General features: G+C 70.8%; 24 protein-coding genes. 17 read left to right on the top strand and 7 right to left on the bottom strand.

The genetic code is table 11. The features are described 5' to 3' along the window. Positions 1 to 2 precede the first annotated feature (2 nt). Both JYJ93_RS13780 and JYJ93_RS13775 read right to left on the bottom strand, forming a co-directional pair. Positions 3 to 1,346 carry an alpha/beta fold hydrolase gene (locus JYJ93_RS13780; RefSeq protein WP_206790926.1) on the bottom strand — a complete coding sequence of 448 codons (1,344 nt, stop codon included), beginning with the start codon at positions 1,344 to 1,346 and terminating at the stop codon, positions 3 to 5. 61 nt (positions 1,347 to 1,407) lie between these two features. After that, the gene (locus JYJ93_RS13775) at positions 1,408 to 2,184 is read right to left on the bottom strand and encodes a class I SAM-dependent methyltransferase (protein WP_206790924.1); all 777 of its coding nucleotides are present in this window, start codon (positions 2,182 to 2,184) and stop codon (positions 1,408 to 1,410) included. A 174-nt stretch (positions 2,185 to 2,358) separates the two neighbouring features. Between JYJ93_RS13775 and JYJ93_RS13770 the strand changes: the two genes are divergently transcribed. The 8 genes from JYJ93_RS13770 to JYJ93_RS40010 all read left to right on the top strand — a co-directional run bounded on the left by JYJ93_RS13770 (position 2,359) and on the right by JYJ93_RS40010 (position 11,989). Next, positions 2,359 to 3,597 (top strand): citrate/2-methylcitrate synthase, encoded by a 1,239-nt coding sequence (locus JYJ93_RS13770; RefSeq protein WP_269012780.1) that lies wholly within the window; start codon positions 2,359 to 2,361, stop codon positions 3,595 to 3,597. A 78-nt stretch (positions 3,598 to 3,675) separates the two neighbouring features. Continuing rightward, positions 3,676 to 4,233, top strand: a complete 558-nt coding sequence (locus JYJ93_RS13765; protein WP_242543793.1) for a hypothetical protein — start codon at positions 3,676 to 3,678, stop codon at positions 4,231 to 4,233. Between the two features lie 178 nt (positions 4,234 to 4,411). Then, entirely contained in the window at positions 4,412 to 4,948 is a 537-nt protein-coding gene (locus JYJ93_RS13760) for a hypothetical protein (protein WP_206790921.1), read from the top strand. A 97-nt stretch (positions 4,949 to 5,045) separates the two neighbouring features. Then, the gene (locus JYJ93_RS13755) at positions 5,046 to 5,582 is read left to right on the top strand and encodes a hypothetical protein (RefSeq protein WP_206790919.1); all 537 of its coding nucleotides are present in this window, start codon (positions 5,046 to 5,048) and stop codon (positions 5,580 to 5,582) included. 39 nt (positions 5,583 to 5,621) lie between these two features. Then, a complete protein-coding gene (locus JYJ93_RS13750; RefSeq protein WP_206790917.1) occupies positions 5,622 to 8,072 on the top strand; it encodes a PQQ-dependent sugar dehydrogenase in 2,451 nt (816 codons plus the stop codon). Between the two features lie 175 nt (positions 8,073 to 8,247). Beyond that, entirely contained in the window at positions 8,248 to 10,683 is a 2,436-nt protein-coding gene (locus JYJ93_RS13745) for an ABC transporter permease (RefSeq protein ID WP_206790909.1), read from the top strand. Positions 10,684 to 10,746: 63 nt separating this feature from the next. Next, positions 10,747 to 11,499 carry a hypothetical protein gene (locus tag JYJ93_RS13740; RefSeq protein WP_242543792.1) on the top strand — a complete coding sequence of 251 codons (753 nt, stop codon included), beginning with the start codon at positions 10,747 to 10,749 and terminating at the stop codon, positions 11,497 to 11,499. A gap of 22 nt (positions 11,500 to 11,521) precedes the next feature. Further along, positions 11,522 to 11,989: a hypothetical protein gene (locus JYJ93_RS40010; protein ID WP_242543791.1), complete on the top strand. Its 468-nt coding sequence runs from the start codon at positions 11,522 to 11,524 to the stop codon at positions 11,987 to 11,989. A 26-nt stretch (positions 11,990 to 12,015) separates the two neighbouring features. Here JYJ93_RS40010 and JYJ93_RS13730 read toward each other — a convergent pair whose 3' ends face one another. Continuing rightward, positions 12,016 to 12,531, bottom strand: a complete 516-nt coding sequence (locus JYJ93_RS13730; protein WP_206790905.1) for a GNAT family N-acetyltransferase — start codon at positions 12,529 to 12,531, stop codon at positions 12,016 to 12,018. Positions 12,532 to 12,549: 18 nt separating this feature from the next. Next, complete coding sequence (locus JYJ93_RS13725; protein WP_242543790.1) at positions 12,550 to 13,665, bottom strand: alpha/beta fold hydrolase; 1,116 nt, start codon at positions 13,663 to 13,665, stop codon at positions 12,550 to 12,552. Positions 13,666 to 13,898: 233 nt separating this feature from the next. Between JYJ93_RS13725 and JYJ93_RS13720 the strand changes: the two genes are divergently transcribed. The 4 genes from JYJ93_RS13720 (at position 13,899) to JYJ93_RS13705 (ending at position 17,950) form a co-directional block, all read left to right on the top strand. Continuing rightward, on the top strand, positions 13,899 to 14,639 hold the full coding sequence (locus JYJ93_RS13720; RefSeq protein WP_206790891.1) for a dienelactone hydrolase family protein: 741 nt from the start codon (positions 13,899 to 13,901) through the stop codon (positions 14,637 to 14,639). Between the two features lie 13 nt (positions 14,640 to 14,652). Continuing rightward, a complete protein-coding gene (locus JYJ93_RS13715; protein WP_206790882.1) occupies positions 14,653 to 15,933 on the top strand; it encodes an MFS transporter in 1,281 nt (426 codons plus the stop codon). A 53-nt stretch (positions 15,934 to 15,986) separates the two neighbouring features. Next, positions 15,987 to 17,390: a hypothetical protein gene (locus JYJ93_RS13710; protein WP_206790880.1), complete on the top strand. Its 1,404-nt coding sequence runs from the start codon at positions 15,987 to 15,989 to the stop codon at positions 17,388 to 17,390. A gap of 68 nt (positions 17,391 to 17,458) precedes the next feature. Further along, entirely contained in the window at positions 17,459 to 17,950 is a 492-nt protein-coding gene (locus tag JYJ93_RS13705; RefSeq protein ID WP_206790879.1) for a hypothetical protein, read from the top strand. A 2-nt stretch (positions 17,951 to 17,952) separates the two neighbouring features. Here the strand turns inward: JYJ93_RS13705 and JYJ93_RS13700 are convergent, their stop codons facing one another. Both JYJ93_RS13700 and JYJ93_RS13695 read right to left on the bottom strand, forming a co-directional pair. Further along, complete coding sequence (locus JYJ93_RS13700; RefSeq protein WP_206790877.1) at positions 17,953 to 19,647, bottom strand: hypothetical protein; 1,695 nt, start codon at positions 19,645 to 19,647, stop codon at positions 17,953 to 17,955. A 92-nt stretch (positions 19,648 to 19,739) separates the two neighbouring features. Then, complete coding sequence (locus JYJ93_RS13695; protein ID WP_206790874.1) at positions 19,740 to 20,687, bottom strand: M91 family zinc metallopeptidase; 948 nt, start codon at positions 20,685 to 20,687, stop codon at positions 19,740 to 19,742. Between the two features lie 261 nt (positions 20,688 to 20,948). On the opposite strand from JYJ93_RS13695, the gene JYJ93_RS13690 reads away from it, so the two are divergent. Then, a complete protein-coding gene (locus JYJ93_RS13690) occupies positions 20,949 to 21,350 on the top strand; it encodes a hypothetical protein (protein WP_206790872.1) in 402 nt (133 codons plus the stop codon). On the opposite strand, the gene JYJ93_RS13685 is transcribed toward JYJ93_RS13690, so the two are convergent. After that, positions 21,347 to 21,952, bottom strand: a complete 606-nt coding sequence (locus JYJ93_RS13685) for a hypothetical protein (RefSeq protein ID WP_206790871.1) — start codon at positions 21,950 to 21,952, stop codon at positions 21,347 to 21,349. The genes JYJ93_RS13690 and JYJ93_RS13685 overlap by 4 nt on opposite strands. A 226-nt stretch (positions 21,953 to 22,178) precedes the next feature. On the opposite strand from JYJ93_RS13685, the gene JYJ93_RS13680 reads away from it, so the two are divergent. From JYJ93_RS13680 to JYJ93_RS40585, 4 genes are read left to right on the top strand one after another with little or no spacing between them, the layout of a single operon-like run. Next, on the top strand, positions 22,179 to 22,646 hold the full coding sequence (locus tag JYJ93_RS13680; protein ID WP_206790868.1) for a MarR family winged helix-turn-helix transcriptional regulator: 468 nt from the start codon (positions 22,179 to 22,181) through the stop codon (positions 22,644 to 22,646). A 41-nt stretch (positions 22,647 to 22,687) separates the two neighbouring features. Then, complete coding sequence (gene hmgA, locus JYJ93_RS13675; RefSeq protein ID WP_206790867.1) at positions 22,688 to 23,998, top strand: homogentisate 1,2-dioxygenase; 1,311 nt, start codon at positions 22,688 to 22,690, stop codon at positions 23,996 to 23,998. Continuing rightward, entirely contained in the window at positions 23,995 to 24,999 is a 1,005-nt protein-coding gene (locus JYJ93_RS13670; protein WP_206790852.1) for a fumarylacetoacetate hydrolase family protein, read from the top strand. The genes hmgA and JYJ93_RS13670 overlap by 4 nt, the downstream gene beginning before the upstream one ends. After that, positions 24,996 to 25,154: a hypothetical protein gene (locus JYJ93_RS40585; protein ID WP_347402714.1), complete on the top strand. Its 159-nt coding sequence runs from the start codon at positions 24,996 to 24,998 to the stop codon at positions 25,152 to 25,154. The genes JYJ93_RS13670 and JYJ93_RS40585 overlap by 4 nt, the downstream gene beginning before the upstream one ends.

Here is a 25,154-nt window from a genome sequence, read left to right as displayed (position 1 = left end):
CGCTAGAGGTACTCGTCCAGCCAGTCGAACATGCGGTGGTTGGCCACGGCCTGCGCGCCCTCCTGGCAGTGCAGGAGCCCCGTGTCCTGGGCGGTGAAGAGCATGTAGTCCTTCGGGCACTCCAGCGCGTCGAAGAGCAGCCGGGCCTGGCCTTGTGAGAAGGCCTCGGCGGTGCCGTCCATCACCAGCGTGCGGCAGCGGATGCGGTGGACGATGGGCTCGTTGTTGAACCGGCGCAGCTCGAAGAGCAGGGCCGAGGGCGTGCTCACGCCGTGCTTGGACATCGAGTCCTTCATGTACCAGCGGTAGAGGAACACCTGCTCCATCAGCTGGGCCATGGCCGCGTCGAAAGCCTGGGGGTTGCTGTCCAGGAGCGGCATCAGCTCCGGGAAGTACATGTTGAACTGCTCGAAGGACGACTCGCCCCAGTTGAGGACGCCGGGGTTGGGGATGAGGATCTTGATGCGCCGCTCGAACGCGGCGGCGCGCGGCACCAGCGCGCCACCCATGCTCCAGCCCAGGAGCGCGATGCGCCGCGAGTCCACGCCCGCGATGCACAGGGCGAAGTCCACCACCGGGCGGATGACGTTCTCCCAGTCGTGGCGGAAGGGCAGCCCCTGCTCGCGGATGGCCATGCCCTGGCCGGGCGCGTGCACGATGAGGCAGTGGTAGCCCCGCGCGAGCGCCGCGTCGATGACGTACTTGGACTCCTCCGGCCACGCGTCGCGGCCCTGCTGGAAGATGAGCAGCGGCGCGATGCTCCGGGCGCCCGGCGCGCGGAAGAAGTAGCCGGGCAGCGTGGTGCCCTCGTACGGGATGCGCACGGGCGTGCCCGGGATCTTCAGCAGGTGGAGCGCCTTGTTGTAGGCGTCCACCGCCTTGCGCCCGGTGGCGACCACGCTCGGGTGGCCAGGCTCGGGGTGGTGGATGAGCGCGGCGCGGTAGTAGTTGGCGGCGCGCAGGTAGGCATTGCCCGCGCTGATGGCGTGGCGGCGGGACAGGCTCACGTCGCCCATGGCGCGGATGCGGTCGGCGGTCGCGACCCACTCGTTGGGCCAGCTCCAGTCATCCCCCGCGACGATGCGGGTCGCCGTCTCCAGCACCTCGCTGATGTCCGACTGCGCGCTGTACGTCCCGGCCAGGAAGTGCAGGAGCTGGCTCTCCATGATGGGGTCCGCCATCAGCCCCAGCTCCCACCAGGGCCGGGGCTCGTCACCCGGCGTGGCGGACGAGGCGGAAGATGCGGTCGTGGCCGCCGCGGCCGGAGCGCCCCGGAGGAGCGCGAGCCCCCCGGTCAGCCCCAGGCTGGCTTGGATGAGGGAGCGACGGTCCAGTGTGATGCCCATGGTCTCTGGCCTCCAGCGAAGTGCTGGCGGTTCAAACACCCCGGGCCTCCACTTCTGTCACTCACCGCGTGGCCACCAGGGCGAACACGCGGTGCGGCACGGCGTACGGCGCCTGGGGGAAGCGCTCCGCGAGGAGCTCCGCGTGCGCGGCGTCGAAGCGGGCGGCCTCTTCATCCGAAAGCACCGGGCCCACCTTGGCGCTGGCGCGCACCCGCCCCATCCAGGCCTCGCGGGAGTAGTGGACGACGGTGTCGAAGGAGAAGGACTCCAGGCCGGTGAAGCCCGCCATGGCGACGTCCTGGAACCAGCGCGGGTAGATGCCGGCGTCGTGCCCGAACTCGACGTAGGGCGCGACCTGGGAGGGATTGAAGGTGTCGATGAGGGTGTGGACGACCTGCACGACATTGCCCGGCAAAGGCAGCCAGTCGAAGTGCGCGATGACCAGCCGTCCCCCTGGCGCCAGGACGCGGAAGGCCTCGCGGGCGGCGGCGGCGCGGTCGAACCAATGCCAGCACGTCCCGGCGGTGACGAGCCCGAAGGACCCCGGCGGCAGGCCGGTCCGCTCCGCTGGCGCCACGCGGAAGTCGATGGACAGACCCTCGTCGCTCGCGAGCTGGCGGGCCGAATCCAGCATGGACGCCGAGAGATCCAACGCCGTGACATCCCCTCCGCGCTTCGCCAGTCCCCGCGCGAGCGTGCCCGTGCCCGCGCCCAGGTCGAGCACGCGCTGGCCCGGATGAAAGATGCCTTCACGGAGGAGCCGCTCGAAGAAGGCCTCCGGAAAGCCGGCGCGGTGCCGGGCGTAGTCCTCCGACGTGCGGCCAAAGTCCACCTGCATGGCATGTCCTCCAGGGTTCAGGGCTCCACGCGTCCCTGGAGGAAAGACACGTCGACAGCGGCCACGCGCCGCGCCGACACTCTCTTTCCAGGAGGTGGATGGAGCATGGATAGACGCCGCGGTGGACGCTCTCAATCTCGATTCGACCATCGACCTGAGCGAGAGGAAGCCCTGGTGCCGGCGAGCGAGGCCGCGGCGCTGCTCGGCGTGAAGCTCGCGACGCTCTACACCTACGTGAGCCGCGGACTGGTGCGGTGCGTGCCGGTGCAGGGGACGAAGGAGAACCGCTACGCACGCGCGGACCTGGAGCGGCTGAAGGTCCGCCACGACGCGAGGGCCGGACACGCGGCGGTGGCGGCCGGAGCGCTGCGTTGGGGCGAGCCCGTCATCGACTCCGCCGTGTCGCGCGTGGAGGCCAAGGGCCTGGCCTACCGGGGAAGCCACTCCGCGGTGGAGCTGGCCACGAAGGGGCGCTCCTTCGAGGACGTGGCGGAGCTGCTCTGGTCCGGCGCGCTGCCGAAACACCGGGACACGACGTGGCCCACGCCGCGAGCCCCCTTCCCTCCCGCCGCGCTGGCGGCGCTCCTTCCCCAGGGCACGCCTCCCGCGAAGGTGCTGGCGACGCTGGTGTCCCTGCTGGGCGCGCGGGACGCGGTGCGCTTCGCCGCGCCACCGGCTCAAGAACTCGAGCGGGCCCGGAGCCTGCTGCGTCACCTGGCGGCGTGGGTGTGCGCGGCCCGGGCGCCGGAACGCGTGGCCTCCGCCCTGAGGCAGCGGACGGTGGCGGACTCGCTGGCGCACGCGTGGGACGCCCGCTCATCTCACGCGCCGGAAGCATTGAACCAGGCGCTGGTGCTCTGCGCGGACCATGAGCTGAACGTGTCGACGTTCGCCGCCCGGGTGACGGCCTCCTCCGGCGCGGACCTGTACGCGTGCGTGGGCGCGGCGATGGCGGCGCTCTCAGGCGCGAGGCACGGGGGCGCGTGCGACCGCGTGGAGGCGCTCCTCACGGAGGTGGGCCGTCCGGAGCGGGCGAAGGAGGTGGTGGACACGTACGTGCACCGGGGCGGGTCGGTGCCGGGCTTCGGCCACCGGCTGTATCCCCAGGGAGACCCACGCACGCCCCCGCTCATCCTGGCCGCGCGGGAGCTGCGCCCGGAGGCGAAGGCGGTGCGCGTGGGCTCCGCGCTGGTGCAGGTGATGCGCGACGCGGGACATCCCGCCCCTTCGATGGAGGTGGGGCTGGTGATGCTGGCGGAGGCGCTGGGGCTGCCCAAGGGCGCGGCGGCGACGGTGTTCGCGGTGGGGCGCTCGGCGGGCTGGGTGGCGCACGTGCTGGAACAGCGGGAGCAGGGCCATCTGCTGCGCCCCAGGGCTCGCTACGTCGGCCCCTCTTCACCAGGGACGGATTGAATTCATCGGCCGGGATTCAGGGTGGACATGGCGATGTTGGTGGACCCATTGCGACTCTTCACCTTTTGGAGCCACTGCATGATGAAGAAGACCGCCGTGCTGACCTGCCTGCTCGGATTGCTGGGAGCACTCCCGGCCAGCGCCGCTGAACTCAAGGACGTGTTCGGCAAGGAGGTCCCCATCGGGCAGGGCCGTCCCACGCTGGTGCTGTATGCCAACAAGAGCACCAAGGAGGAGCTGCGCCAGCGCGCCTCCCAGTTCATCTACGCCGTGCGGGAGAAGAAGCCCATCGTCGTCATCCACGTGGACCTGCGTGACGTCCCGGGCCTCTTCAAGGGCATGGCGCGCGGGGAGATCCGCAAGAGCCACGACGAGTCGCTCGCCGCCATGAAGGACCTGTACCGCCAGAAGGGCGAGGCACCGCCCGCCGAGTTGGACTCGTCGCTCTACATGGTCGCAGACTCCAAGGGTGAACCCCACAAGTCCATGGGCCTGGAGAAGGGGTTCAACCGCGTGTTCGCCCAGGTGCTGGGCATCTCCGGCCAGGAGCTCGCGCGCGGGGCCTTCTCGGAGGGTGCCCGGAAGCTCAGCCAGGCGATGAGCGCAGCGCCCGCCGTGGCGTCCCGCAGGCCCTGAGTTCACGGGGCGTGCTCCCCACGCCCCCGCGCTCCGCGTGGGTGGACGGCGGAGGATGAAAGGCTTTACCTTGCTGGCGCGCTAATCTCCGCTCACCTGGAACCCAGGAATATGCCTGGGATTCAAACGATGGGCGGGGACGGCGTCCAAAGCCTCACATCCCCCGAGACACTCCCCCATGTTCAAGTTCAAGACGTGCAGCCTCGCCGTGGCGGCCCTTGCGTTCAGCGCCTGTGGCCCCGCCCCGGAAGCGACGGAGCCGGCCCCCGCCGGCGGCGACATCGCGCAGGTCCAGTCACAGGTGACGAAGGCCATCCCCGGCACGACGTGCGTGGTCGAAGCGACGAAGCCCTATACGTATGACATCGGGGGTCCCATCAGCGCCCAGGCCTCCGCCTGGGATTGCGACCAGGACTACCCCATCATCTACATCTGCTCCATCGTGGAGCAGCGGTCGGTGAGCAGCACGGGCACGGTCACCTGGACGGCCATCCCGGGCAGCCGCAGCTGCTGGCCGGAGACGAACACGGACTTCGGCGGCCAGACGGCGAACCCCACGCCCTACGCGGCGGGCGTCTACCGCCAGCGTGCGCAGGCGGCCATCAAGCTGAACGCCACCACGTGGACCCCGGCGCAGCCGTCCACCTGCGCCACGCTCTCCAGCGACATCCCCTGCAAGTTCACCGAGGTGGTGTCCGGCAACGCGACGCTGTAACGCGCCACGCCGTGGCGTGAAGCATCACGGACCCCAGGTGCGGACACGGGCAGGCGTTGGCTAGTCTGACGCCTTCCCGTTCCACCTGGAGTCCTTCATGCACATCGAATCCCCGCGCAGCGCCCGTTCCCCGAAGGCCGTGACGTTCCTCCGCATCCCGGTGCTGCTCGCCGTGGCCATGATGACGATGGGCAGCGGCATGGGGAACCCGGGCTGTGGTGGCAGTAACTATTCTGTCTGTGAGAGCGGTTGCGCCATCGGGGGCACCTACACGCTCCAGTTCGCGGACACATCACCCCCTGGGGAGGTCTGCGAGACGCTGGGGCTCGGCCTGCCCACGGGGCCGCTGGAGTTGACGCGCTCCGGGCGGACCGTCTCGGCGGGCCTCGACGGCATGAAACTGTCGGGCGACTACGACTTCGACGAGGCCGACCGGCCGCTCACACTGTACGGGACGAAGTCCGTGACGAGCACGCGCACGTACTCCGGCAGCATCAAGTCGGCGGTGGCCACGCCCGCGCCCGAGACGGAGACCGACACCTCGGTCATCACGGGCGAGTACGAGCTGATTGGAACCTCCGAGGACAACAGCCTGAGGTGCCACATCAAGCGGAACTTCACCGCGACGCGGTAGGGCGACGGGCTCTACTCGGGGTGCTGTAGGTTCGAGGCCATGCGTACCCCCCTCATGGCCTCACTGCTGTTCCTGATGATGTCCGCGCCGGCCCGGGCCGCCGTGCCGGCGGGCTTCGTGGAGACGACCTACTCGTCCAGCCGCCTGACGCCGGCCACCGGCATGGCGTGGGCTCCGGATGGCTCGGGGCGCCTGTTCGTCACACTGAAGAACGGCGTCGTGCGGACGGTGGCCATGAAGGGTGGCGTCCTGGAGACGGAGGCCGGCACCACCACGCTGGTGACGAGCACGTTCGCCACGGAGCCCACGGTCCACACCAACAGCGAGTGCGGCCTCATCGGCATCGCGTTCGACCCGAACTACGTGGTCAACCGGTACGTCTACTTCTTCGTCACCGTCTCCGCCTCCGAGCAGCGCATCGTCCGCTACACGGACTCCAACGGCACGGGCATCGCGCGCACGGAGGTCGTCACGCGGCTGCCCACGGCGGGCAACAACCACGACGGCGGCGGGCTGGGCTTCGGGCCGGACGGGAAGCTCTACTGGGCCATTGGCGACCTGGGCAACGGCTCCGGCGTGGACGCGGACCTGACGTCGCTGGCGGCCAAGGTGGGCCGCGCCAACCTGGACGGCACGCCTGTCAATGACAACCCGTTCAACGACGGCGTGGGCCCCAACAACGAATACATCTGGGCGCGCGGCCTGCGAAACCCCTTCACCTTCACGTTCCAGCCCACCACCGGCCTCCTGTGGGTCAACGACGTGGGCGATGGCTACGAGCAGGTCCTCGTCGTGAACCGGCGCAGCCACGCCGGCTACAACGACTACGAGAACAACCAGCCCGTCGGGAACGACTACATCACCCCGGTCATCAAGTACCGCACCAACGGTTTTGACTCGCGCAACGTCACCGCCACGGGCGCGGTGCGCAGCGGGGGCGTCACCACCTTCACCACCACCACGCCGCACGGCCTTCGCAAGGGGGAGAAGCTCACGCTCGAGGGCGTGGGCGACACGAGCTTCAACGGCGAGTTCTACGTCGCGAGCGCGAACAACGCGCCCACCACCACCACCTTCACCGTGGCCCAGCCGGGCCTGCCGGACGCCACCAGTGGCGGGGGCACCGTGACGACGCAGGCGCTGGGCGGCTCCATCACCGGCGGCGTCTTCTACGACGCCACGCTCTTCCCGCCGGAGTACCGGGGCAACTACTTCTTTGGCGACTTCAACAGCGCCCAGGTGACGCGCGCCACGCTGGCGGCGGACAACTCGGTGGCGACGGTGGACGCGTGGGGGACGGGCTTCGCCGCCAACGTGGACATGAGCGTGGGGCCGGACGGCGCGCTCTACGCGCTGGGGTACACCAACGGCGTGGTGCGCCGGGTGACGCCCACGGCCACCGGCCAGAAGCTGATTGTGTCCGGGCTCAACCTGCGCCTGATGGAGGGCGGACGCGCGGCCTTCACCGTGCGCCTGGCCCAGGCGCCCACCTCGGCCGTGACGGTGAACGTGGCGCGGGCCCTGGGCGGCTCCGAGGACCTGCGCGTGGCAGGCAGTGACACGCTGAGCTTCACCGCGCAGAACTGGAGCGCGCCGCGGGTCGTGGTGCTCGAGTCGGTGGTGGACGAGGACGAGGACGAGGACGTCGCCACCTTCACGGTGGCCTCCGAGGGCCTGACGACGGAGTCGGTGGTGGCCACCACCATCGACTCCAATGCGGCCCGGCTGGTGCTGTCCACCTCCCGGCTCTCCGTGCCCGAGGGCGGCACGGCCACGTTCGAGGTGTCCCTGTCCAAGCGCCCCTCTTCGAACGTCACCGTCACCGTGGCGAAGACGCAGGGGGATCCGGACCTCACCGTGACCTCCGCGGCCATGCTCGCGTTCACGACATCCAACTGGAACACGCCGCAGACCGTCACGCTCCAGGCAGCGCAGGACGCGGACACCGTGGACGGCACGGCCACCATCACACTCGCCCTGCCCGGCCTGGACGCGCGCACGCTGGAGGCCGTGGAGGCGGATGACGAACCGCTCCAGCCGACCATCTCCTCCACGCCCATCACCACCGCCACCGAGGGCGTCGAGTACCGCTACGACTTGGAGGCGGTGGGCCGGCCGCAGCCCACGTATTCGCTGGAGGGCTCGGTGCCGCCGGGCATGAGCATCGACGCGACCACCGGCCTCATCACCTGGACGCCGTCGGCGGCGGGCACCGTGGACGTGCTCGTGCGGGCGACCAACGGCGTGCCTCCGGACGCTGAGCAGGCCTTCAGCATCACCACGGAGGCGGCGCAGGGCGAGCCGGATGCCGGCGCTGACGCGGGCACGGGGACCTCCGACGCCGGCACGGGGAACCCGGACGCGGGCACGGGCAATCCGCTGCCCGAGGACGACTCCGGCTGCGGCTGCGGCGCGGCCCCGGTGGCCCCGCTCGCGTGGCTGGCGCTCGTCGCGCTGGCCACCCGGCGCAAGCGCTCGCGCGCGAGCTGAGGCCTCCGGCGGGACGGGGTGGATGTCGGGCCGCGCTGACAGGGTGCGGCAAGGCACGTGCGCCCGTGTCCGGAAGCGGGATGCGGATTCCCAGCGCCGGTCAGTTCCTCCGTCGTGTGGCCCGGGCGTGGCTGTCCGGGCTCCCTGGCATGGGCCATGCTCAACGGCGTCCGCCATGGCTCCCCTCCTCCTCCAGGAACTCCTGTTCGCGCTGCGGCGGCTGCGGCGCAGCCCCACCTTCACCGTCGTGGCGGTGGCCACGCTGGCGCTGGGCATTGGCGCCAACGTCGCCATCTTCAGCGTGGTGCACGCGGTGCTGCTGCGGCCGTTGCCCCTGCGCGACGACGCGCGGCTCGTGCGGCTGTTCAGCGTCGGCCGGCAGGGGCCGGGGCCGACGTCACCGCCGGACCTGATGGACCTGCGCGAGCAGACGCGGACCTTCGAGGGGCTCGCCGGCGTGGCGCCCGTGCAGGTGACGCTCGGGGCGGACCGGACGGAGGCCTCGCCCATGAAGGTGCAGGCCGGGATGGTGACGGCCGGGTTCTTCCAGGTGCTGGGGCCTCGCGTGCGGTTGGGCCGCGCGCTCCAGGCCGGGGATGACGCGCCGGGGGCGCCCCAGGTGGTGGTGCTGTCACATGCGCTCTGGCAGCGCCGCTTCGGCGGCAGTCCCGACGTGCTGGGGCGCACGGTGAACCTGGGCGGCCTCCTGCCGTGGACGGTGGTGGGCGTGATGGCGCCGGGCTTCGACTTCCCGTCGCGCGCGGAGCTGTGGACGCCGCTGGTCCAGGACGCGTCCATGACGAAGCCGGAGGCGCGCGGCGCGCACTGGCTGGAGGTGTATGGGCGGCTGGGGCCTGGCGTGAGCCTCGAGCGGGCGAGGGCCGACGCGGCGGCGGTCGCGCGGAGCCTAGCGGCGCGGTATCCGGCGACGAACGCGGACATGGGCGCGAGCGTGGAGTCCCTGCGCGACGTGCTGGTGGGCCCGGTGCGCCCCTCGTTGTTGTTGCTGCTGGGCGCGGTGGGGCTGGTGCTGCTCATCGCGTGCGCCAATCTCATGCACCTGCTGTTGGCGCGGGCCGCGTCGCGCGAGGCGGAGACCTCCGTGCGGCTCGCGCTGGGGGCCAGCCGGGGGCGCATCGCGCGGGAGCTGCTGGTGGAGAGCGCGCTCCTGTCGGCGCTGGGGGGCGGAGCGGGGCTGCTCGCGGCGATGTGGGCGCTGGATGCGCTGGCGGCGTTCGGGCCCCGGGACATCCCGCGCATCGACGAGGTGTCGCTCGATGGCACCGTGCTGGCGTTCACCGCGGGCCTGTCGGTGTTCACCACGCTGCTCTTCGGGCTGGTGCCGGCGTGGCAGACATCGCGGGTGGAGCTGGCGCGCGTGCTGCGGACCGCGGGCGAGGGCGCGGGCGGCGCCGCGCATCACCACCGCACCCGCGCGGCGCTCATCGTGGCGGAGACGGCGCTGGCGGTGCTGCTGCTGGTGAGCGCGGGGCTGCTTTTGCGCAGCTTCGTGCACCTGCGGCGGGTCGACCCGGGCTTCCAGCCAGAGGGCGTGTTGACGGTGAAGCTGAGCCTGCCGCCCATCCGCTACGCCATGGGCAGCGCGGCGCCCGCGGCCTTCTACGACGGGCTGCTCGAGCGGCTGCGCAGCCTGCCCGGGGTGAGCGTGGCGGGCGCGGTGAACGCGGTTCCCCTGGAGGGGAAGCGGTGGACGCTCGCGGTGCGAGACCCTCAGCGGCCGGTGGCGCCGGGCACGGAGCCCTGGCAGGCCAGCATGCGCATCGTCACGCCGGGCGCGTTGGAGGCGCTGCGGGTGTCCGTGCTGCGCGGCCGGGGGCTATTGCCGGAGGACCGGGGCGCGGGTGGCCGCGCGGTGTTGATCAACGCGGAGGCCGCGCGCCGCTTCTGGCCGGGAGAGGATCCGCTGGGCCGCACGCTGGACCTGGACATGGACCTGGGCAACGGCGCGTTCGGAGGCCGGGTGGTGGGGGTGGTGGCGAACCTGGCCACGGAGGGGCTGGCCGCGCCCGCCGCGCCGGAGGTGTATGTGCCCTATGAGCAGGCGCGGACGACGGACATGGTGCTGGTGCTCCGCACGACCGGAGAGCCCCTGGCGCTGGCCGGGGCGGTGCGGGCGGAGGTCCGGGGGCTGGACGCGAACCTGGCGGTGGGAAGCACACGGACGCTGGCGTCGGTGGTGGATGAAACGGTGGCGCCGCTGCGCTTCTATCTCCTGCTGGCGAGCCTCTTCGCGGGGGTGGCGTTGGTGCTGGCGGCGGTGGGGCTCTACGGGGTGGTGGCCTACGCGGTGGTGCAGCGCACGCGAGAGCTGGGCATCCGCATGGCATTGGGTGCAAGGGCGGGCCAGCTGATGCGCATGGTGTTGAGCCACTACCTGCGGCTCACGGCGGTGGGGCTGGTGTTGGGGCTGGGGCTCGCATGGGGTGCCAGCCGCGCGCTGTCCCATCTGCTCAACGGCGTGGGGCCCACGGATCCGCTCACGTATGGAGTGGTGGTGGCGGTGCTCGGCGCCGTGGCCTTCCTCGCGGCGCTGTTGCCAGCGCGAAGGGCCGCGCACGTGCCCCCCGCGGTCGTGCTCCGGGCGGACTGAGTTCCGCACAGGCATCCGGGCAACCCGCTATCCTGCGGAACGATGCTGCGGACCTGCGCCTTCATGTTCGTGCTGCTCTTGGCCTGCGCAGGCCCTCGCCTCTACTACCTGCGCTCCGAGCTCCCCATCCTGGAAGGGCGGTTCGACCTCGCGGTGGCCCCAGGTCCCTGGCCACACAAGGACATCCCTGTCGTCGTATCGGACACAGACACGATTCCGGATGACCTGGTGCTGCCAACGCTCAGAGCCCTGATGAACTTGCCGGGCGCGATGGATGCCTGCGACCCGAACACCGGCGGTCCAAGACCGGATGCATCCGAATACTGCGTCGCCCTCTACAAGACGCCGCAGGACTGGCGTGTTTCCTGGCCCATCCGCAACCTCATGAAGGAACGCAGCTCATGCCAGCCACCCTTCGGTGGCGTCGACGATGAATCTTTTGGTCGGAACCTGCCCATCGTCGGCTTCGCGCACAATCACCCGTGCGCGACGAACATGAGCAGTGACGACCTGACCCGATTCCCCGTGGTGAAGATGGCGGACGGGCTGTGGACGATGGTGTCCTATGCCGCGAGCCCGGACGGGCAACTGGCGCGCGACTCGAGGAACCGGTTGATTCCCGCATGGGCCTGGCTCGCCACGGGACACAAGGACGAACCTCGCTTCTACAAGTGGAACCCGGCGGGGGAGGTCTTCCAATGGAATGAGGCCAAGTCGCTTTGGGAGTTCCAGGCGAACTGTCATCCACAAGAGGCTTCCGGCATGCGCAGCCCCCGCATGTTGCTGCCCCGCTGCTCACCCGAGTTGAAGTGGTAGAAGTGACCTGGAGCCTGTCCCCATGATGAAGCTTCCTCATCACGTCCTTCTCATCACGCTCCTGCTGGATGGAGGCACGCCTCCTGCCTCTTCGGGCATTGCCGCGAAGGACGGGGGCAGCGCCATGGCGACGGATGCCGGCGGAGGCACGACCGCCCGCGCGCCCATCATCGCGGAGGGGATTGAGTGGCCTGACGACCTGCGTCCCCTGGCAACGCTGGACGGTCCAGCGGTTCTCGCTGCCCATGCTGCCCTGCAGCGGCTGCTGGCGGGCTTTCCCAAGGAGTATGCGAAAGACTGCTCCTACACCGCCAAGGCCATGGAGGTCTCCGTCGCCCAACATGACGGGATGTACTTCGTGGAGATCAAGCGAAACGTCGCGAAGTGTGGCTGGGCAGCACCGGGCTTCAATCCCTCCGCGCACTGGTACGAGTTGTATGCCGTGTCGCCAGACGGGAAGGTCCTGGCGCGCTATCCCTATCACCCCTGAAGATGCGTGTTGCCCGTGAGTGAGCGTCAGGGCACGAGGCGCTTGAAGAAGAGGACCGTGGGGTGCAGCTCACCGTCGGTGTGCCGCGCCCAGTCCGGAATCTCTCCGGCGCGCTGCCACTGGAAGTGCTGGTAGACGGCCTCCGCCTTCGAGCCCGCCAGCGTGTCGAGCACCAGCAGCGTGCGCCCCGCGCCCCGCGCGTACGCTTCCACCTCCTGGAGCAACCGCGACGCGAGCCCCTGCCCCCGGGCCCGCGAGTGCACGAGCAACTTCTGCACCTCCGCGCGGTGCAGCCCGTTGGGTCGCAGCGACGGCGCGAGCTGCACGGTGCCGTCGATGCGCCCGTCCACCTCCGCGACCCAGAGCAGCAGCCCCGGCCCCAGCGCCGTGAGCACGCCCCGCCAGTACTCCACCGCCGCGTCCCTCGCGAGCGGCGGCAGGAAGCCCACCGACGCGCCTCCTTCGACGGAGTCGATGAGCAGTTCGGCCAGCGCCTCCCGCTCCCCGGGGGTCGCCTGTTCGAGTCTCCGGATGGAAATCATCCCCACCAGTCTAGCGGCTCACGGCTGGGGCGGCTTCGGGGGCTTCGGCGCGGGGGTGACGCGGGCGCCGGTGAAGCGCAGCAGCTCGTCCATCAGGAGGCGGCGGCCCCGCTCCGGCCGCTCGAGGTGCACGAAGTGCGTCGCGCCCGGGAGCACCACGGCCTTCACGCTGGCCGCGTGGTTCAGGTGCTCCTGGAGGCGCGTGACGTCCTCCGGCCGGCTCCAGAAGTCATTCTCCGCGCGCAGGATGAGCACCTTCCCCGTGATGGACGCGCCGTCCCACAGCTGCCGGCCCGTGGCCAGGTAGAAGCTGTCCTCCAGCGCCCCGGACGGCGCCCGGAAGGCGAACGGCGTGCGGGACGGCCCCAGCGGATCACTCGTGACCGCCTCACGCTGGAACGACGCCGCCACCTCCGGGTCCCTCCACTTCACCCGCTCCTCCTCCGACTCTGGTAGCTGCCGGTCCCACACCGCCATCAGCGACGCGCCCGTGTTCCAGCGGTAGGCGCCCATGCCCTCCGCGTTGAAGTGTCCCGGCCGCTTCGGGTCCTCGAAGTCCGTGCCCCTGCCCAGCATCTTGTGCTCCGCGCTGCCCGCGTACAGCGCGTTGAGCATCACCAGGTGGCTGACGTTGTCCGGGTGGAGGCTGGCGTACATGCCCGCCCAGTGACCTCCCGTGGCCCAGCCCACCAGCCCCACGCGGCGCTGCCCCGTGCGCGCCTTCACCCAGCCCACCACCGCGTGCACGTCCTGCACGACCTCATGTGAGCCCACCAGGGGCCGGCCCTTCGCGGGCGTGCTCATGGCCAGGGGCCGCGTGGAGCCGCCATAGCCGCGCGCATCCATGAGGTACACCGCATGCCCCGCGCGGGCCAGCTCCGCCGCGATGGAGCCGCCCTCGACGGGCAGGTCGAACGAGGCGCGCCCCGGCACCCGCGCGCCGTGCAGGAGGATGAGCGGCGGCAGGTTGGCCACCTGCATGCCCGCGTCCTTCACCTCGCGCACGGACACCTCGATGCCCTCCTCCGACGGCACCAGGAACTCCGCGCGCGTCACCTCCGCCCGCGCGCTGGCCCCGGCCAACGCGCCCAGCAGCACCAGCATCCGGATCACGGCCGCGCCTTCTCGATGCATGAGCACCCTGCCCTCCCGCTCCATGGACCGCGATCCTGCCAGGAGCCGCGCGCGAGCACACCCAAGGCACGTGAGCCTGGCGCACGTGCGTCAAAGGAGCACAGGCAGGCAAGTGTCCTTTTCGCGCGGGGGAGGTGGGGGCCCGCCGCGAAACGGATGGCGCAACGCCCGCGCGTGTGGTGTCACCCTCCTGCCGGGCACACGCACCGCCCGCGCTGGAGGTCACCCACGCCATGCAGGACGTCGACATCAAGACCGCGGATGGAGTGATGGACGCGAAGCTGTTCCAGCCGGAGGGCTCCGGGCCGTGGCCGGCGGTCATCATGATTCCGGATGCCTTTGGCATCCGGCCCGTCTTCGAGGACATGGCCCGGCGCCTGTCGAAGTCCGGCTACGTCGTGCTGCTGCCCAACGTGTTCTACCGGGAGGGGCACAGCTCGAAGCTGGAGCTCGCCCATGGCTCCTTCGCGGACGAGGCCTTCCGCAAGCGCCTCTACGGCCTCATCAGCGCGCTGACGCCGGAGCGCCTGAAGCTGGACGCGGGCTCGGAGCTGGACTTCCTCGCCCGGCAGCCCTCCGTGAAGGGCCCGAAGGCGGGCGTGGCCGGCTACTGCTTCAGCGGCGGCATCGCCGTGCGCATGGGCGCGGACTTCCCGGACCGCATCGGCGCGGTGGCGTCCTCCCATGGCGGCCGCCTGGCCACGGACTCGCCCGACAGCCCCCACCGCCTGGTGAACCAGGTGAAGGGTGAGCTGTACTTCGGCCACGCGGACAACGACAACTCCATGCCCGCGGACGCCATCCGCACGCTGGAGGCGGCGCTGAAGGACGCGGGCGTGAAGTACCGCTCGGAGCTCTACCCCGGCGCGCAGCACGGCTATTCGGTGCCGGGCACGCCCCAGTTCAACGCGGAGGTCGCGGAGACGCACTGGAAGCGGCTCGAGGACCTCTTCGGCCGCACGCTGAAGGCCTGAGCCCCGAAGCCCGATGTCCACCGTCCGGCAGCGGCTGCTCTCCATCTTCGGCGGCTCGGTGGGCAACCTCATCGAGTGGTACGACTTCTACGTCTACTCCGCGTTCTCGCTGTACTTCGCGCAGGCGTTCTTCCCGGACGCGGATCCGCTGGTGCGGCAGCTCAACACCGCCGGGGTGTTCGCGCTGGGCTTCCTCATCCGGCCGGTGGGCGGCTGGATGATGGGGCTCTACGCGGACCTCCGGGGCCGGAGGTCCGCGCTGACGTTGTCCGTCACGCTGATGTGCCTGGGCTCGCTCGTCATCGCCGTGTGCCCCACGTACGCGAGCATCGGCGTGGCGGCGCCCATGGTGCTGATGCTCGCGCGGCTGCTCCAGGGCCTCTCGCTGGGCGGTGAGTACGGCACCAGCGCCACCTACCTGAGCGAGGTGGCCACCTCCCGCCACCGGGGCTTCTACAGCTCCTTCCAGTACGTCACGCTCATCATGGGCCAGTTGCTGGCCACGCTGACGCTGCTGGTGTTGCAGCGGGGGGTGTTGACGGGCCCGCAGTTGGAGGCCTGGGGCTGGCGCATCCCGTTTGGCATTGGCGCGGCGCTGGCCATCTTCGGCTTCTACATGCGCCGCAACATGGTGGAGACGGAGGCCTTCACCCGCGAGGCCGCGAAGAAGTCCGAGCACCACCCCATGCGGGAGCTGTTGCGCCACCCGAAGGAGATCGCCGTCGTGGTGGGGCTCACCATGGGCGGGACGCTGGCCTTCTACACGTACACCGTCTACATGCAGAAGTTCCTGGTGAACTCCGTGGGGCTGACGCGGGACGAGGCCACGCTCATCTCCGCGGGCTCGCTGTTCCTCTACATGTTCCTCCAGCCGGTGCTGGGGTTCGTCTCCGACCGGGTGGGCCGCAGGCCGGTGCTGATGGGGTTCGGCGTGCTGGGCACGCTGTGCACGGTGCCGCTGCTCACGGCGCTGACGCGGACCAAGGACGCCTTCACCGCGTTCCTGCTGGTGCTCGCCGCGCTGGTCATCCTCTCCGGCTACACGTCCATCAACGCCGTGGTGAAGGCGGAGCTGTTCCCCGCGCGCATCCGCGCCCTGGGCGTGGGGCTGCCCTACGCGCTGACGGTGTCCCTCTTCGGCGGCACCGCGGAGTACGTGGGCACGCGCCTGAAGCTGGCCGGGCACGAGCCGTGGTTCTTCTGGTACGTCACGGCCTGCATCTTCTGCTCGCTGCTCGTCTACACGGTGATGCCAGACACGCGGCGCCACAGCCGCATCGACGCCGCGTCCTGAAGCGCCGGGGGGTCATGCCAGTCCCGGGAGGAGCGTGCTAAACGCGCGCGCCCATGACGTCCCCACTCCTGACGCTTCCCCTGCTGCTGTGCCTGGGACAGGCCCCTGAAGCCATACCCACCGAGGCGCCCTTCCAGGCGCGGCTGTCCTTCTACGGCACCGACGAGGACATCGACGCCCCGGAATCCCCCGCCGCCACCTCCTTCCACGCGGCGCTGGAAGGACATACGCCGGAGCTCGCGTCGGGTCTGCGCGCGGAGGCCGCGCTGTCGTTCTTCCTCATCACGGGGGGCTCGCCGGGCATTGGCTTCTCGGACAATGGCAGCACCATCCGGGTGCGCTACCGGCCCTCGGGCTGGGAAGCAGGAGAGGGGCTCTCCGTGGGGGTCCACCCCATGTCCACGTCCCGGCTCTACATGGGCTTCACCTACCCGGTGACGTGGGAGCGGCAGGCCTTCCCGCGCCGCTCGGCCGCCGAGTCCGCGCTGGAGCTGCGCCTGTCCCGGCGGCGGTGGGACGCCTTCGTGGCGCTCAAGTCCGCCCCTGTGCTCGACGACCTGGAGCTGGAGGTTTCGCGCCGCTACGCCCTGCTCGCGGGCGGCTTCCTGGACGTCACACCCGAGGTGCGGCTGGCCGCGAAGGGCACCGTGCTCGACCGGGGACAGATTCCCGGCGTCGCGAACCTGGGAATCGAGATGCACGTCCCCGTGCGCGGGGCCTCGCTGGGCGCGGTCTGGCACCGGGGCGCCCCCATCGGGAACAACGTCGACCTGAAGCTCTACACGGGCGACCCGACCTTCTTCGAGCGCTTCTTCCAGCCCGAGACCTACCCCGGCGGCTTCGCCGCGTCGGTGTCGCTGGAAGGCAGCATCGTGTCCCAGGGCCTGCATGATCGGGAATCCGACCCGCCCCAGCGGCGCACCCAGACGTCGGGGGCCGGAGCCCTGGAGGCCCGGGTGAAGCAGGGCTTCTGGCGGGCGCATGCGCTGGCCTACGTCCGCTCCCTCGGCTTCATCCAGGTCGACGTGCCCGGGTTCCCTCCGTACCAGGACTTCCTGAACGACGCGGAGACCCGCGCGGAGGTCTCCGGCACGCTGAGCAGTGATTACCACCTCCAGGACTGGGGGCTGACGCCCGGGCTGCTGATGCGCGTCACCCGGCCTGCGTCGCTCGAGGCCGCACCGTTGGGATTCCCTGGCAGCAGTTACACCGCCGTGTTCCAGGGCCCCAACATGCTCAGCCTCCTGCCCGTGGGCGAGGACCCGAAGCTGGTGGTGACGGCGAAGGCCACGCTGCGCTGGGACCTGGGGCCGGTGGCCGGCGTGCTGGCGGAGGTCTCCTACACGCACGACCCGAACCGGACCCTCTTCGAGTCCGACGATCTCGGCGTCGCCCGGCCCGTCTTCCAGCCCGCCAACGCGGTGGGCGTCAGCGTGCTGCTCCAGGCGCGCTTCTGACGCTGGGAGTCAGGAGGGGGGATTGGCGTCCACGCGAGGCCGGGTGCGAGGATGACGCTCCGCCCACCATGCGCACTGCTTCCGCCCGTCCCCTCTCCGAGGCCGCCGTTCCCGAGTCCCCCGTCGTCCCGCTCGTCCAGCCCGTGGCCCGGCTGATGGCCCACGCCGCCGCGTGGCTGATGCTGGTGGGCCTGCTCACCGGCGGCTACGTCTCCGCGGCGATGACAGGCAAGGTGCCAGCGGATCCAGGGATGGCGCTCGCCGCGCACCTGAACGCGCTGATGGGCACGTTCTTCCTGCTGGGCGTCGCGTGGACGCTGCCCATGCTGCGCTACGGTCCCGTGGGACAGCGGCGGCTGGCCTGGGCGGTCATCGTCGCCAACTGGGCCAACTGGGGCATCACCTGCGTGAAGGCGTGGCTGCGGGTGTCCGGCGTGGACCTCATCGGGCAGCCCGTGAACGACGCCGTGTTCGGCGCGCTCACGGTGTCCGTGGTGTTGCCCGCGCTCGTCGCCGCGGGCGCATGGGTGTACGGCTTCCGCCGCGCCGGGGCCCGCTGACGTCAGAAGGCCGTGCGGGTGAGCGCGAAGTCGGAGCCTGCCCAGGCCGTCTTGAAGCGCTGCTGCACGGCGTTGGCCTCGGCCGTGCGCCCCTGGCCCTTCAACGATTGGGCGAGCCCGAAGAGCGCCCAGCCGTTGCCGGGGTTGCGGCGCAAATCTTCGCGGTACACGGCCTCCGCGGCCTTGTACTGCTTCGCGTCCAGCAGCGCCGCGCCCTGGAAGTGGCGCACGGGGTAGAACCAGTCACTGGGCTCTGAATAGGCCAGCTGATCCGCGGCGCGCACCGCGTCCTCCCAGCGCGTCAGCGCGTCCGAGCAGCCCTGGCGCTCCGCGATGGACGCGTCGAGCACGCGCGCCGCCACGTCCAGCACGTCCTTCGCCGAATTGTTCCCGGCGGTCATCGTGTCGGGGACGCTGGCGGCCAGCTTCACCAGCTCCGCGTGCTCCGCGCGGGCCTCCTTGAACTCCCCATTCGCCGCGAGCGCCAGTCCGTGCGCGTGCAGCCACAGCCCCGTCAGCACCGGGTACTTCGGATCCGGCCGGGGCTCCGTGAGCAGCGCGTCGTAGTGCCCGAAGCGCACCATCGCGAGCAGGGGCTCGGCGGCGAAGAAGTCCATGCCCGGCATCTCCTTCAGCATCTCCGGCGGCAGGACGTTCGCGGACTCGCGCGCGGCGCGGATGGACTCCCCCGCGCGTCCCTCCATGGAGGAGGAGAACGACAGGAAGCCCCAGTTGTGGGCCAGGTACATGGGGTAGTACCCGATGGGCTCCACCTGCCGCAGATAGTCATTGTCCGCCTGCACGGCGCGGCGGTTGCTCTCCGAGGCGTCCGCGTACCGGCCCACCCGCTGGTAGATGTGCGCCGGCATGTGCACCACGTGGCCCGCGCCGGGCATCAGCCCCGGCAGCCGGTCCGCGGCGGCCAGCGCGCGCTCGGGGTGCTCCGAGGCCTCCACGGCGTGGATGTAATAGTGATTGGCGCCCGGGTGTTTCGGCGCGCGCGCGAGCACCGACTCCAGCCGCGAGACAATCTCCTCCGTCCCCGGCTCCGGCTTGCCCGCCAGCGTCCACAGCTTCCACGGGTTCAAGTCCATCAGGGACTCGGCGAAGAGCACCTGCACGTCGTCGTCATCCGGAAAGCGCTTCGCCACGTCGCGCATGGCGTTGGCGTAGGACTGGGAGAAGGGCTTCATCTCCTCGGGCGTGCGGGGCTCCGGCCCGCCGTAGCGCCGGGACAGCGCGCCGATGAGCGCCTGCTCCGTGGGGGTCGCCGTGGGGGCGAGCGCCTGGGCCTTCTGTAGCGCCGTCCACGCGGTCGCCGCCCGGTCCGGCAGCATGGGCACGTTGTAGTTGGGCCCGAGCACCAGGGCGACGCCCCAGAAGCAACTCGCGCACGAGGGGTCCAACTGCGCGGCGCGGGCGAACGAGCGCGCGGCCTCGTCGTGGTTGAAGGCATACGTGAGCCGCATGCCCTGGTCGAAGAAGGCCTGTGCTTCGGGCGACCGGGTCGTCACCTTCCGCTGGAAGTTCCCCAGGTTGTCGAAGAGCACCGCGCCTTCCGCGAGCGAGCTCAGGCTCGACATCGCGGAGGGCCTGCCATGCGCGCCGTGCGCGGCCGGGCTGGCATCCCGTGCTCCGGCGTACGTCCCCGGAAGAATCAGGGACGGGATGAGGATGAACAGCAGTCGCGCGCGCATGAGGTCCCCCCGGGCCTGCGGTCTTTTCAGGAACGGTGGGGGGACTGCGCGCGCGCGGCAATCCGCGTCAGGCAGGGTGTCGTCGCGAGCGCCTACTTCTCCAGGTCGCCGACAATCCGCCCGAGCGGCGACGGCGTCCCCATGAACTTCTGGAAGCGGCCGCGGTCATCCGAGCCCGCGTCGAAGTTCTCGAAGTTCTGCTGGTTGCTGTTCGCGCCGGGCCGGAAGCCCGAGTAGTCCTGGCGCGCGGGCAGCCCGTGCTCGGCGCGGATGCGGTTCTCCGAGGGGGCGTTGGGCATGCGCGGCGTGGGGCGCAGGCCGACGGTCTCGAACTCCTCCTGGAGCTGCAGGCGCGTCTCCACGGTGTCCTTCATCGCGGCCGAGTGGCTGGGGTAGCGCTTGAACACCTCCGCGTCCGAGTGCGTGCTGACGGCCAGGGGGCTGACCTGCACGCCGTTGGCGGCGCGCCAGGCGTGGACGGACTCGTGGCCCAGGCTGTTGAAGCGCTGGCTCGGCTGGTTCTCGTTGTAGTTGATGCGGCTCGCCTGGCCCGTACCCGCCTGGCCGTCCTGGCGGTACGCCGGGCGCAGCGACTGGAGCGTGCCGTCGTGGCGCGGGCGGTGCGACATGGGCATGGCCTCGTCCCGGCCGGAGTAGATGTCCGCCACCGTCAGCGGCTTGTGCGCGGTGCCCGTCGCGCCGGGGTTCACGTGCTGCGTGCGGCCGTTGAGCTCCGTCAGCATCTGGTTGCCCACGGGGCGGCTCATCAGCGTGTGCGTGGAGTTGCGCGCGTCCTGCGTGAAGTCCGCGAAGTCCGCGCCGGACTGACGGCTGTCACGGCGGGTCCGGATGCCCGGCAGGTCCGGGTGCACCACGCCGTGGTCCGCCGGCTTGAGCTTGCTCTTGCCATCCTGAAGCTCCAGCGCAGAGGGCGCCTTCCGGGGCGTCACCGTCTCCAGCTTCGGAGGCGCGCTGGGGCTGCGCGTGCGGGAGCCGGAGGAGAGGGACGGCGCGGAGAAGGAGGAGGAGCGGAGCTTCATGGTGGGCCTCGGAATGCGAAGACGTCGTGTGCCCTCCCCTACAGCAACCGTCGTGCCGCCCCCGGAGCGCATGTCCCTCACGTGATTCCAGTGGGTTGGCCCGCGCCTGGAGGCCCGGCCCTGATGTCCGCCGTCAGGGGCTGATGGCCGCGGTCACCAGGGGGCGCGCGGGCCCATCCCGGACAGCCATGTTAATTTGGTGTTCCCAGGATTCCCCATGCAGTGCCGCATGGCTTCACTGGGAGGAACGAGCCCGCCGCCATGTCATCGTCCCGTCGAAGCCTGTCCTGGAGTGTCGCCGTCCTGTTGTCCTTCGCGGCCACCGCGGCCTTCGCGGAGCCGTCCGCGCCGGCCCTGGAGATGGCCACGCAGGCGGTGTGTGCCGCCAGCGACGCGTCGGAGGCGCTGGCCTCCGAGCCCACGCCCGAGGAGGCCGCGGGCCTGCTCTGTATCTCCGTCCGGTGCTCCTCGGTGGATGACTGCTGGAACGCGTGTCCCAACGCGCAGTCCGTGGCGTGTACGCGCAACGCCTGCTCCTACCAGCTCCCGGGTGGCGGCGGTGGCGGCGGCCCGACGTGCCCGTCCACCCGCTGTATCGACGACTCGGATTGCGTCTGCGGCACGACGCAGGGGTGGTGCAACAACCGCGCGTGCGCCTACTAGAAGCTCACGGCGATGAGGGGGACGGAGGGGCGGGGCTGCCACTGTCGCGAGCGCAGGCCATCGCGGCGGGCCCTCAGGTCCCGCAGCTCCGACTCCAGGTGGGTCTTCTCCTCGATGAGCGCGTTGCGCCGGGCCTTGTTCTCCCGCGCGATGCGCCCTCCCCGGCTGAAGCCCACGACGACAAGGACCACGCCCACGACGCCCACGGCCGTGATGGGCAGGCCCACGAGCAGCTTCGTCTTCTGATCCGAGCCCGAATCCATCAGGCCGTCGATCACGATGGGCAGGCCAATCAACAGCGTCGCCGCGAGGATGAAGCCGATGGTCGTCATGATCTTCGAGCTGCGCGGGCGGCCCAGGCGGATGCCGTCGATCTCCTCCTGGAGCAGGCCCACCCGCTGCGTCAGCTCCTGGATGCGCGCATCCAGGCTCCGGTCCGGAAAGGGAGTCGAGGGAACAGGGACCTCCTGAACGCCGGTCTCAGCAGCCTGCGCTACCAGCAGTCGCGCGGAGTGCGCGGGCGCGTCCTCCGGCGTGAGCAGCGACAACGAAGCAGTCACGGGCGCGGACGCGAGCAGGACGGTGGCGAGCAGCGACAGCATGGAGCGCACTCCTTCCAGGGACGGATGGGTGCTCGACACTAGCACCCGGGCATTCCCCTGAAGACCGTCCTCCTGTCCATCAAGGCCTGACGACTCAGCACGTCTTCGCCTTCTGACGCTTCACCTTGTTGGCCTCCCTGCCCCTGAAGGTCCGCGCCACCGGCCCCTCACGCAATGCGCCCAGCGCGTCCGCCTGCCTGGGTGGCTGGCTATAGTCCGTCGCCCGATGAAGAAAGCACGCGCCGCGAGCCTCACCCTCGATGACTTCCTCCCCTATCGCCTGTCGGTCGCGGACAACGTCGTGAGCCAGCGCATCGCCCGCGTGTACGCGGCCGAGGACGGCCTCTCCACGCAGGAGTGGCGGCTCATCGCCGTCCTGGGCGAGGACGGCGAGCGCTCCCAGTTGGAGCTCGTCCGGCGCACGCGCATGGACAAGGTCCCGGTGAGCCGGGCCGCGCGCTCGCTGGAGGAGCGTGGCCTGGTGCGGCGCGCCACGAGCCAGAGCGACGCCCGCTCGCGGCGCCTGACGCTGACCGCCTCGGGGCGCAGGCTCTACCAGCGCGTCGCCCCCGCCGCGCTCGAAGCGGAGGCGGAGGTGCTCGCGGAGCTGTCACCCGCTGAACGACAGGTGCTGCGCTCCCTGCTGGAGCGCGTGGAGCGCGCCGCCATCCGAGCCCTCAAGCCCGGCCCCTGAGCCTTGCCGGGTTGGTTACATCTGTTACTATTTCGGACGCCATGGAAAACGTCCGCCACCTGACAGGTTTTGGAAACGAGCACGCATCGGAGGCTGTCGCCGGTGCGCTCCCCGTGGGCCAGAACACGCCCCAGCGCGTCGCGTTCGGCCTCTACGCCGAGCAGCTCTCCGGCACTGCGTTCACCGCGCCGCGCGGCGTGAACCGGCGCACGTGGATGTACCGGCTGCGGCCCAGCGCGGGCCACCCGGCGTACCGGCAGGTGGACGCCCGCACGCTGAAGAGCGGGCCGTTCCGGGAGGTGCCACCCTCGCCCAACCGGCTGCGTTGGAGCCCGGCGCCCATGCCCACCACGCCCACCACCTTCCTGGAGGGGCTCTTCACGCTGGGCGGCAACGGCTCCCCGTCCGAAGGCGCGGGCGCGGCGGTGCACCTCTACGCGGCGAACGCGTCCATGACGGACACGGCGTTCTTCAACGCGGACGGCGAGCTGCTCATCGTCCCCCAGTCCGGGACGCTGCGCATCGTCACGGAGCTGGGCGTGCTGGAGGTCCCGCCCGGCCACATCGCGGTCATCCCGCGCGGCATGCGCATGCGGGTGGAGCTGCCCGGCGGTCCCGCGCGCGGCTACATCTGCGAGAACTACGGCGCGCAGTTCCGGCTCCCGGAGCTGGGGCCCATCGGGTCCAACGGCCTGGCGAACCCGCGCGACTTCGTGGCGCCGCACGCGGCCTATGAAGACGTGGAGCGCACCACGCGCGTGGTGCAGAAGTTCCAGGGGAACCTCTGGGAGACGACGCTGGACCACTCGCCGTTCGACGTCGTGGCGTGGCACGGCAACTACGCGCCGTACACGTACGACCTGGCGCGCTTCAACACCATCAACACGGTGAGCTACGACCACCCGGATCCGTCCATCTTCACGGTGCTCACGTCGCCCAGTGACACGCCGGGAACGGCGAACTGCGACTTCGTCATCTTCCCGCCCCGGTGGATGGTCGCGGAGAACACCTTCAGGCCGCCCTGGTTCCACCGCAACGTGATGAGCGAGTTGATGGGCCTGGTCCACGGCGTCTACGACGCCAAGGCGGACGCGTTCCTGCCCGGCGGCGCGTCGCTCCACAACTGCATGAGCGCCCACGGCCCGGACCGCAAGACGTACGAAGCCGCCGTCGCCGCGGAGCTGACGCCGAAGAAGATCGACAACACGCTCGCCTTCATGTTCGAGACCCGCTGGGTCATCGCGCCCACGCGCCAGGCGATGGAGAGCCCCGTCCTCCAGAAGGACTACGACGCCTGCTGGGCGGACCTGCCCAAGGCGAAGATGTCCCCGTCCGGAGGCGGCCAGCCGTGAAGCTCGCCTCTCTTGAAGCAGGACGGGACGGGCGGCTGGTCGTCGTGACGAAGGACCTGTCCCGGCAGGCGGATGCGTCCGCCATCGCGCCCACGCTCCAGGCCGCGCTGGATGACTGGGACCGCCACGCGCCGGCCCTGCGCGCGCTGTCGGAGCGGCTGGAGCGCGGAGAGGTCCCCGGAGCCGCCTTCGACCCCGCCCGGTGCGCGGCGCCCCTGCCCCGCGCCTACCAGTGGGCGGACGGCTCCGCGTACGTGAACCACGTGGAGCTGGTGCGCAGGGCGCGCGGCGCGGAGCTGCCGCCCTCGTTCTGGACCGACCCCTTGATGTACCAGGGCGGCTCGGACGGCTTCCTCGGGCCCCGCCAGCCCATCCCGCTCGCCGACGAGGCATGGGGCTGCGACATGGAGGGCGAGGTCGTGGTGGTGACGCGCGACGTGCCGCTGGGCGCCACGCGCGAGCAGGCCCTGGGCGCCGTCGTGCTGGTGGGGCTGGTCAACGACGTGTCCCTGCGCAACCTCATCCCGAACGAGCTGGCGAAGGGCTTCGGCTTCTTCCAGTCCAAGCCCGCGTCGGCCTTCTCACCGGTGTTCGTCACGCCGGACGAGCTGGGCACCGCGTGGCGGGAGGGCAAGCTGCACCGCCGCCTGGAGGTCTCCCTCGACGGCGAGCCCTTCGGCCGCGCGGACGCGGGCGTGGACATGACGTTCGACTTCGGCACGCTGGTGGCCCACGCGGCGAAGACGCGCTCGTTGTGCGCGGGCAGCATCGTGGGCTCGGGCACGGTGTCCAACCGGGGCCCGGACGGCGGTCCCGGCAAGCCGGTGAAGGACGGCGGCGCGGGCTACTCGTGCATCGCGGAGGTGCGCGTGGTGGAGACGCTCCGGGACGGCGCGCCGAAGACGCCGTTCCTCAAGCGCGGCAACCGGGTGCGCATCGAGATGCGGGATGACTCGGGCGCCAGCATCTTCGGCGCCATCGACCAGGCGGTCGGCGGATAGGCGCAGGAAGAAGGGGCCCCCTTTTCCGTCAGGGGCCCTTCGGACTGGCGCACGTCTTCTCCCCGGAGGCCTCCGCCAGCCGCGCCACGGCGGCGCTCCTCCTGGAGGTGGACCCCGTCACACGGGAGAGCGAGCCCGTCGACCCGCGCCTCTGA

This window comes from Corallococcus sp. NCSPR001 (assembly GCF_017309135.1).
Classification (GTDB): domain Bacteria; phylum Myxococcota; class Myxococcia; order Myxococcales; family Myxococcaceae; genus Corallococcus.
The sequence above is the reverse complement of the archived record's forward strand: the minus strand, read 5'-3'. Positions and strand labels throughout refer to the sequence as shown.

Bases quoted from the DNA above. Each gene is read 5' to 3' on its own strand.
- JYJ93_RS13760 (WP_206790921.1), top strand. From the start codon at position 4,412: ATGTTCAAGTTCAAGACGTGCAGCCTCGCCGTGGCGGCCCTTGCGTTC.
- hmgA (WP_206790867.1), top strand. From the start codon at position 22,688: ATGGAAAACGTCCGCCACCTGACAGGTTTTGGAAACGAGCACGCATCG.
- JYJ93_RS40010 (WP_242543791.1), top strand. From the start codon at position 11,522: ATGATGAAGCTTCCTCATCACGTCCTTCTCATCACGCTCCTGCTGGAT.
- JYJ93_RS13705 (WP_206790879.1), top strand. From the start codon at position 17,459: ATGCGCACTGCTTCCGCCCGTCCCCTCTCCGAGGCCGCCGTTCCCGAG.
- JYJ93_RS13745 (WP_206790909.1), top strand. From the start codon at position 8,248: ATGGCTCCCCTCCTCCTCCAGGAACTCCTGTTCGCGCTGCGGCGGCTG.
- JYJ93_RS13685 (WP_206790871.1), bottom strand. From the start codon at position 21,952: ATGCTGTCGCTGCTCGCCACCGTCCTGCTCGCGTCCGCGCCCGTGACT.
- JYJ93_RS13780 (WP_206790926.1), bottom strand. From the start codon at position 1,346: ATGGGCATCACACTGGACCGTCGCTCCCTCATCCAAGCCAGCCTGGGG.
- JYJ93_RS13715 (WP_206790882.1), top strand. From the start codon at position 14,653: ATGTCCACCGTCCGGCAGCGGCTGCTCTCCATCTTCGGCGGCTCGGTG.
- JYJ93_RS13725 (WP_242543790.1), bottom strand. From the start codon at position 13,665: ATGCATCGAGAAGGCGCGGCCGTGATCCGGATGCTGGTGCTGCTGGGC.
- JYJ93_RS13775 (WP_206790924.1), bottom strand. From the start codon at position 2,184: ATGCAGGTGGACTTTGGCCGCACGTCGGAGGACTACGCCCGGCACCGC.
- JYJ93_RS13690 (WP_206790872.1), top strand. From the start codon at position 20,949: ATGTCATCGTCCCGTCGAAGCCTGTCCTGGAGTGTCGCCGTCCTGTTG.
- JYJ93_RS13740 (WP_242543792.1), top strand. From the start codon at position 10,747: ATGTTCGTGCTGCTCTTGGCCTGCGCAGGCCCTCGCCTCTACTACCTG.
- JYJ93_RS13695 (WP_206790874.1), bottom strand. From the start codon at position 20,687: ATGAAGCTCCGCTCCTCCTCCTTCTCCGCGCCGTCCCTCTCCTCCGGC.
- JYJ93_RS13700 (WP_206790877.1), bottom strand. From the start codon at position 19,647: ATGCGCGCGCGACTGCTGTTCATCCTCATCCCGTCCCTGATTCTTCCG.
- JYJ93_RS13720 (WP_206790891.1), top strand. From the start codon at position 13,899: ATGCAGGACGTCGACATCAAGACCGCGGATGGAGTGATGGACGCGAAG.
- JYJ93_RS13755 (WP_206790919.1), top strand. From the start codon at position 5,046: ATGCACATCGAATCCCCGCGCAGCGCCCGTTCCCCGAAGGCCGTGACG.
- JYJ93_RS13710 (WP_206790880.1), top strand. From the start codon at position 15,987: ATGACGTCCCCACTCCTGACGCTTCCCCTGCTGCTGTGCCTGGGACAG.
- JYJ93_RS13750 (WP_206790917.1), top strand. From the start codon at position 5,622: ATGCGTACCCCCCTCATGGCCTCACTGCTGTTCCTGATGATGTCCGCG.
- JYJ93_RS13680 (WP_206790868.1), top strand. From the start codon at position 22,179: ATGAAGAAAGCACGCGCCGCGAGCCTCACCCTCGATGACTTCCTCCCC.
- JYJ93_RS13730 (WP_206790905.1), bottom strand. From the start codon at position 12,531: ATGATTTCCATCCGGAGACTCGAACAGGCGACCCCCGGGGAGCGGGAG.
- JYJ93_RS13765 (WP_242543793.1), top strand. From the start codon at position 3,676: ATGATGAAGAAGACCGCCGTGCTGACCTGCCTGCTCGGATTGCTGGGA.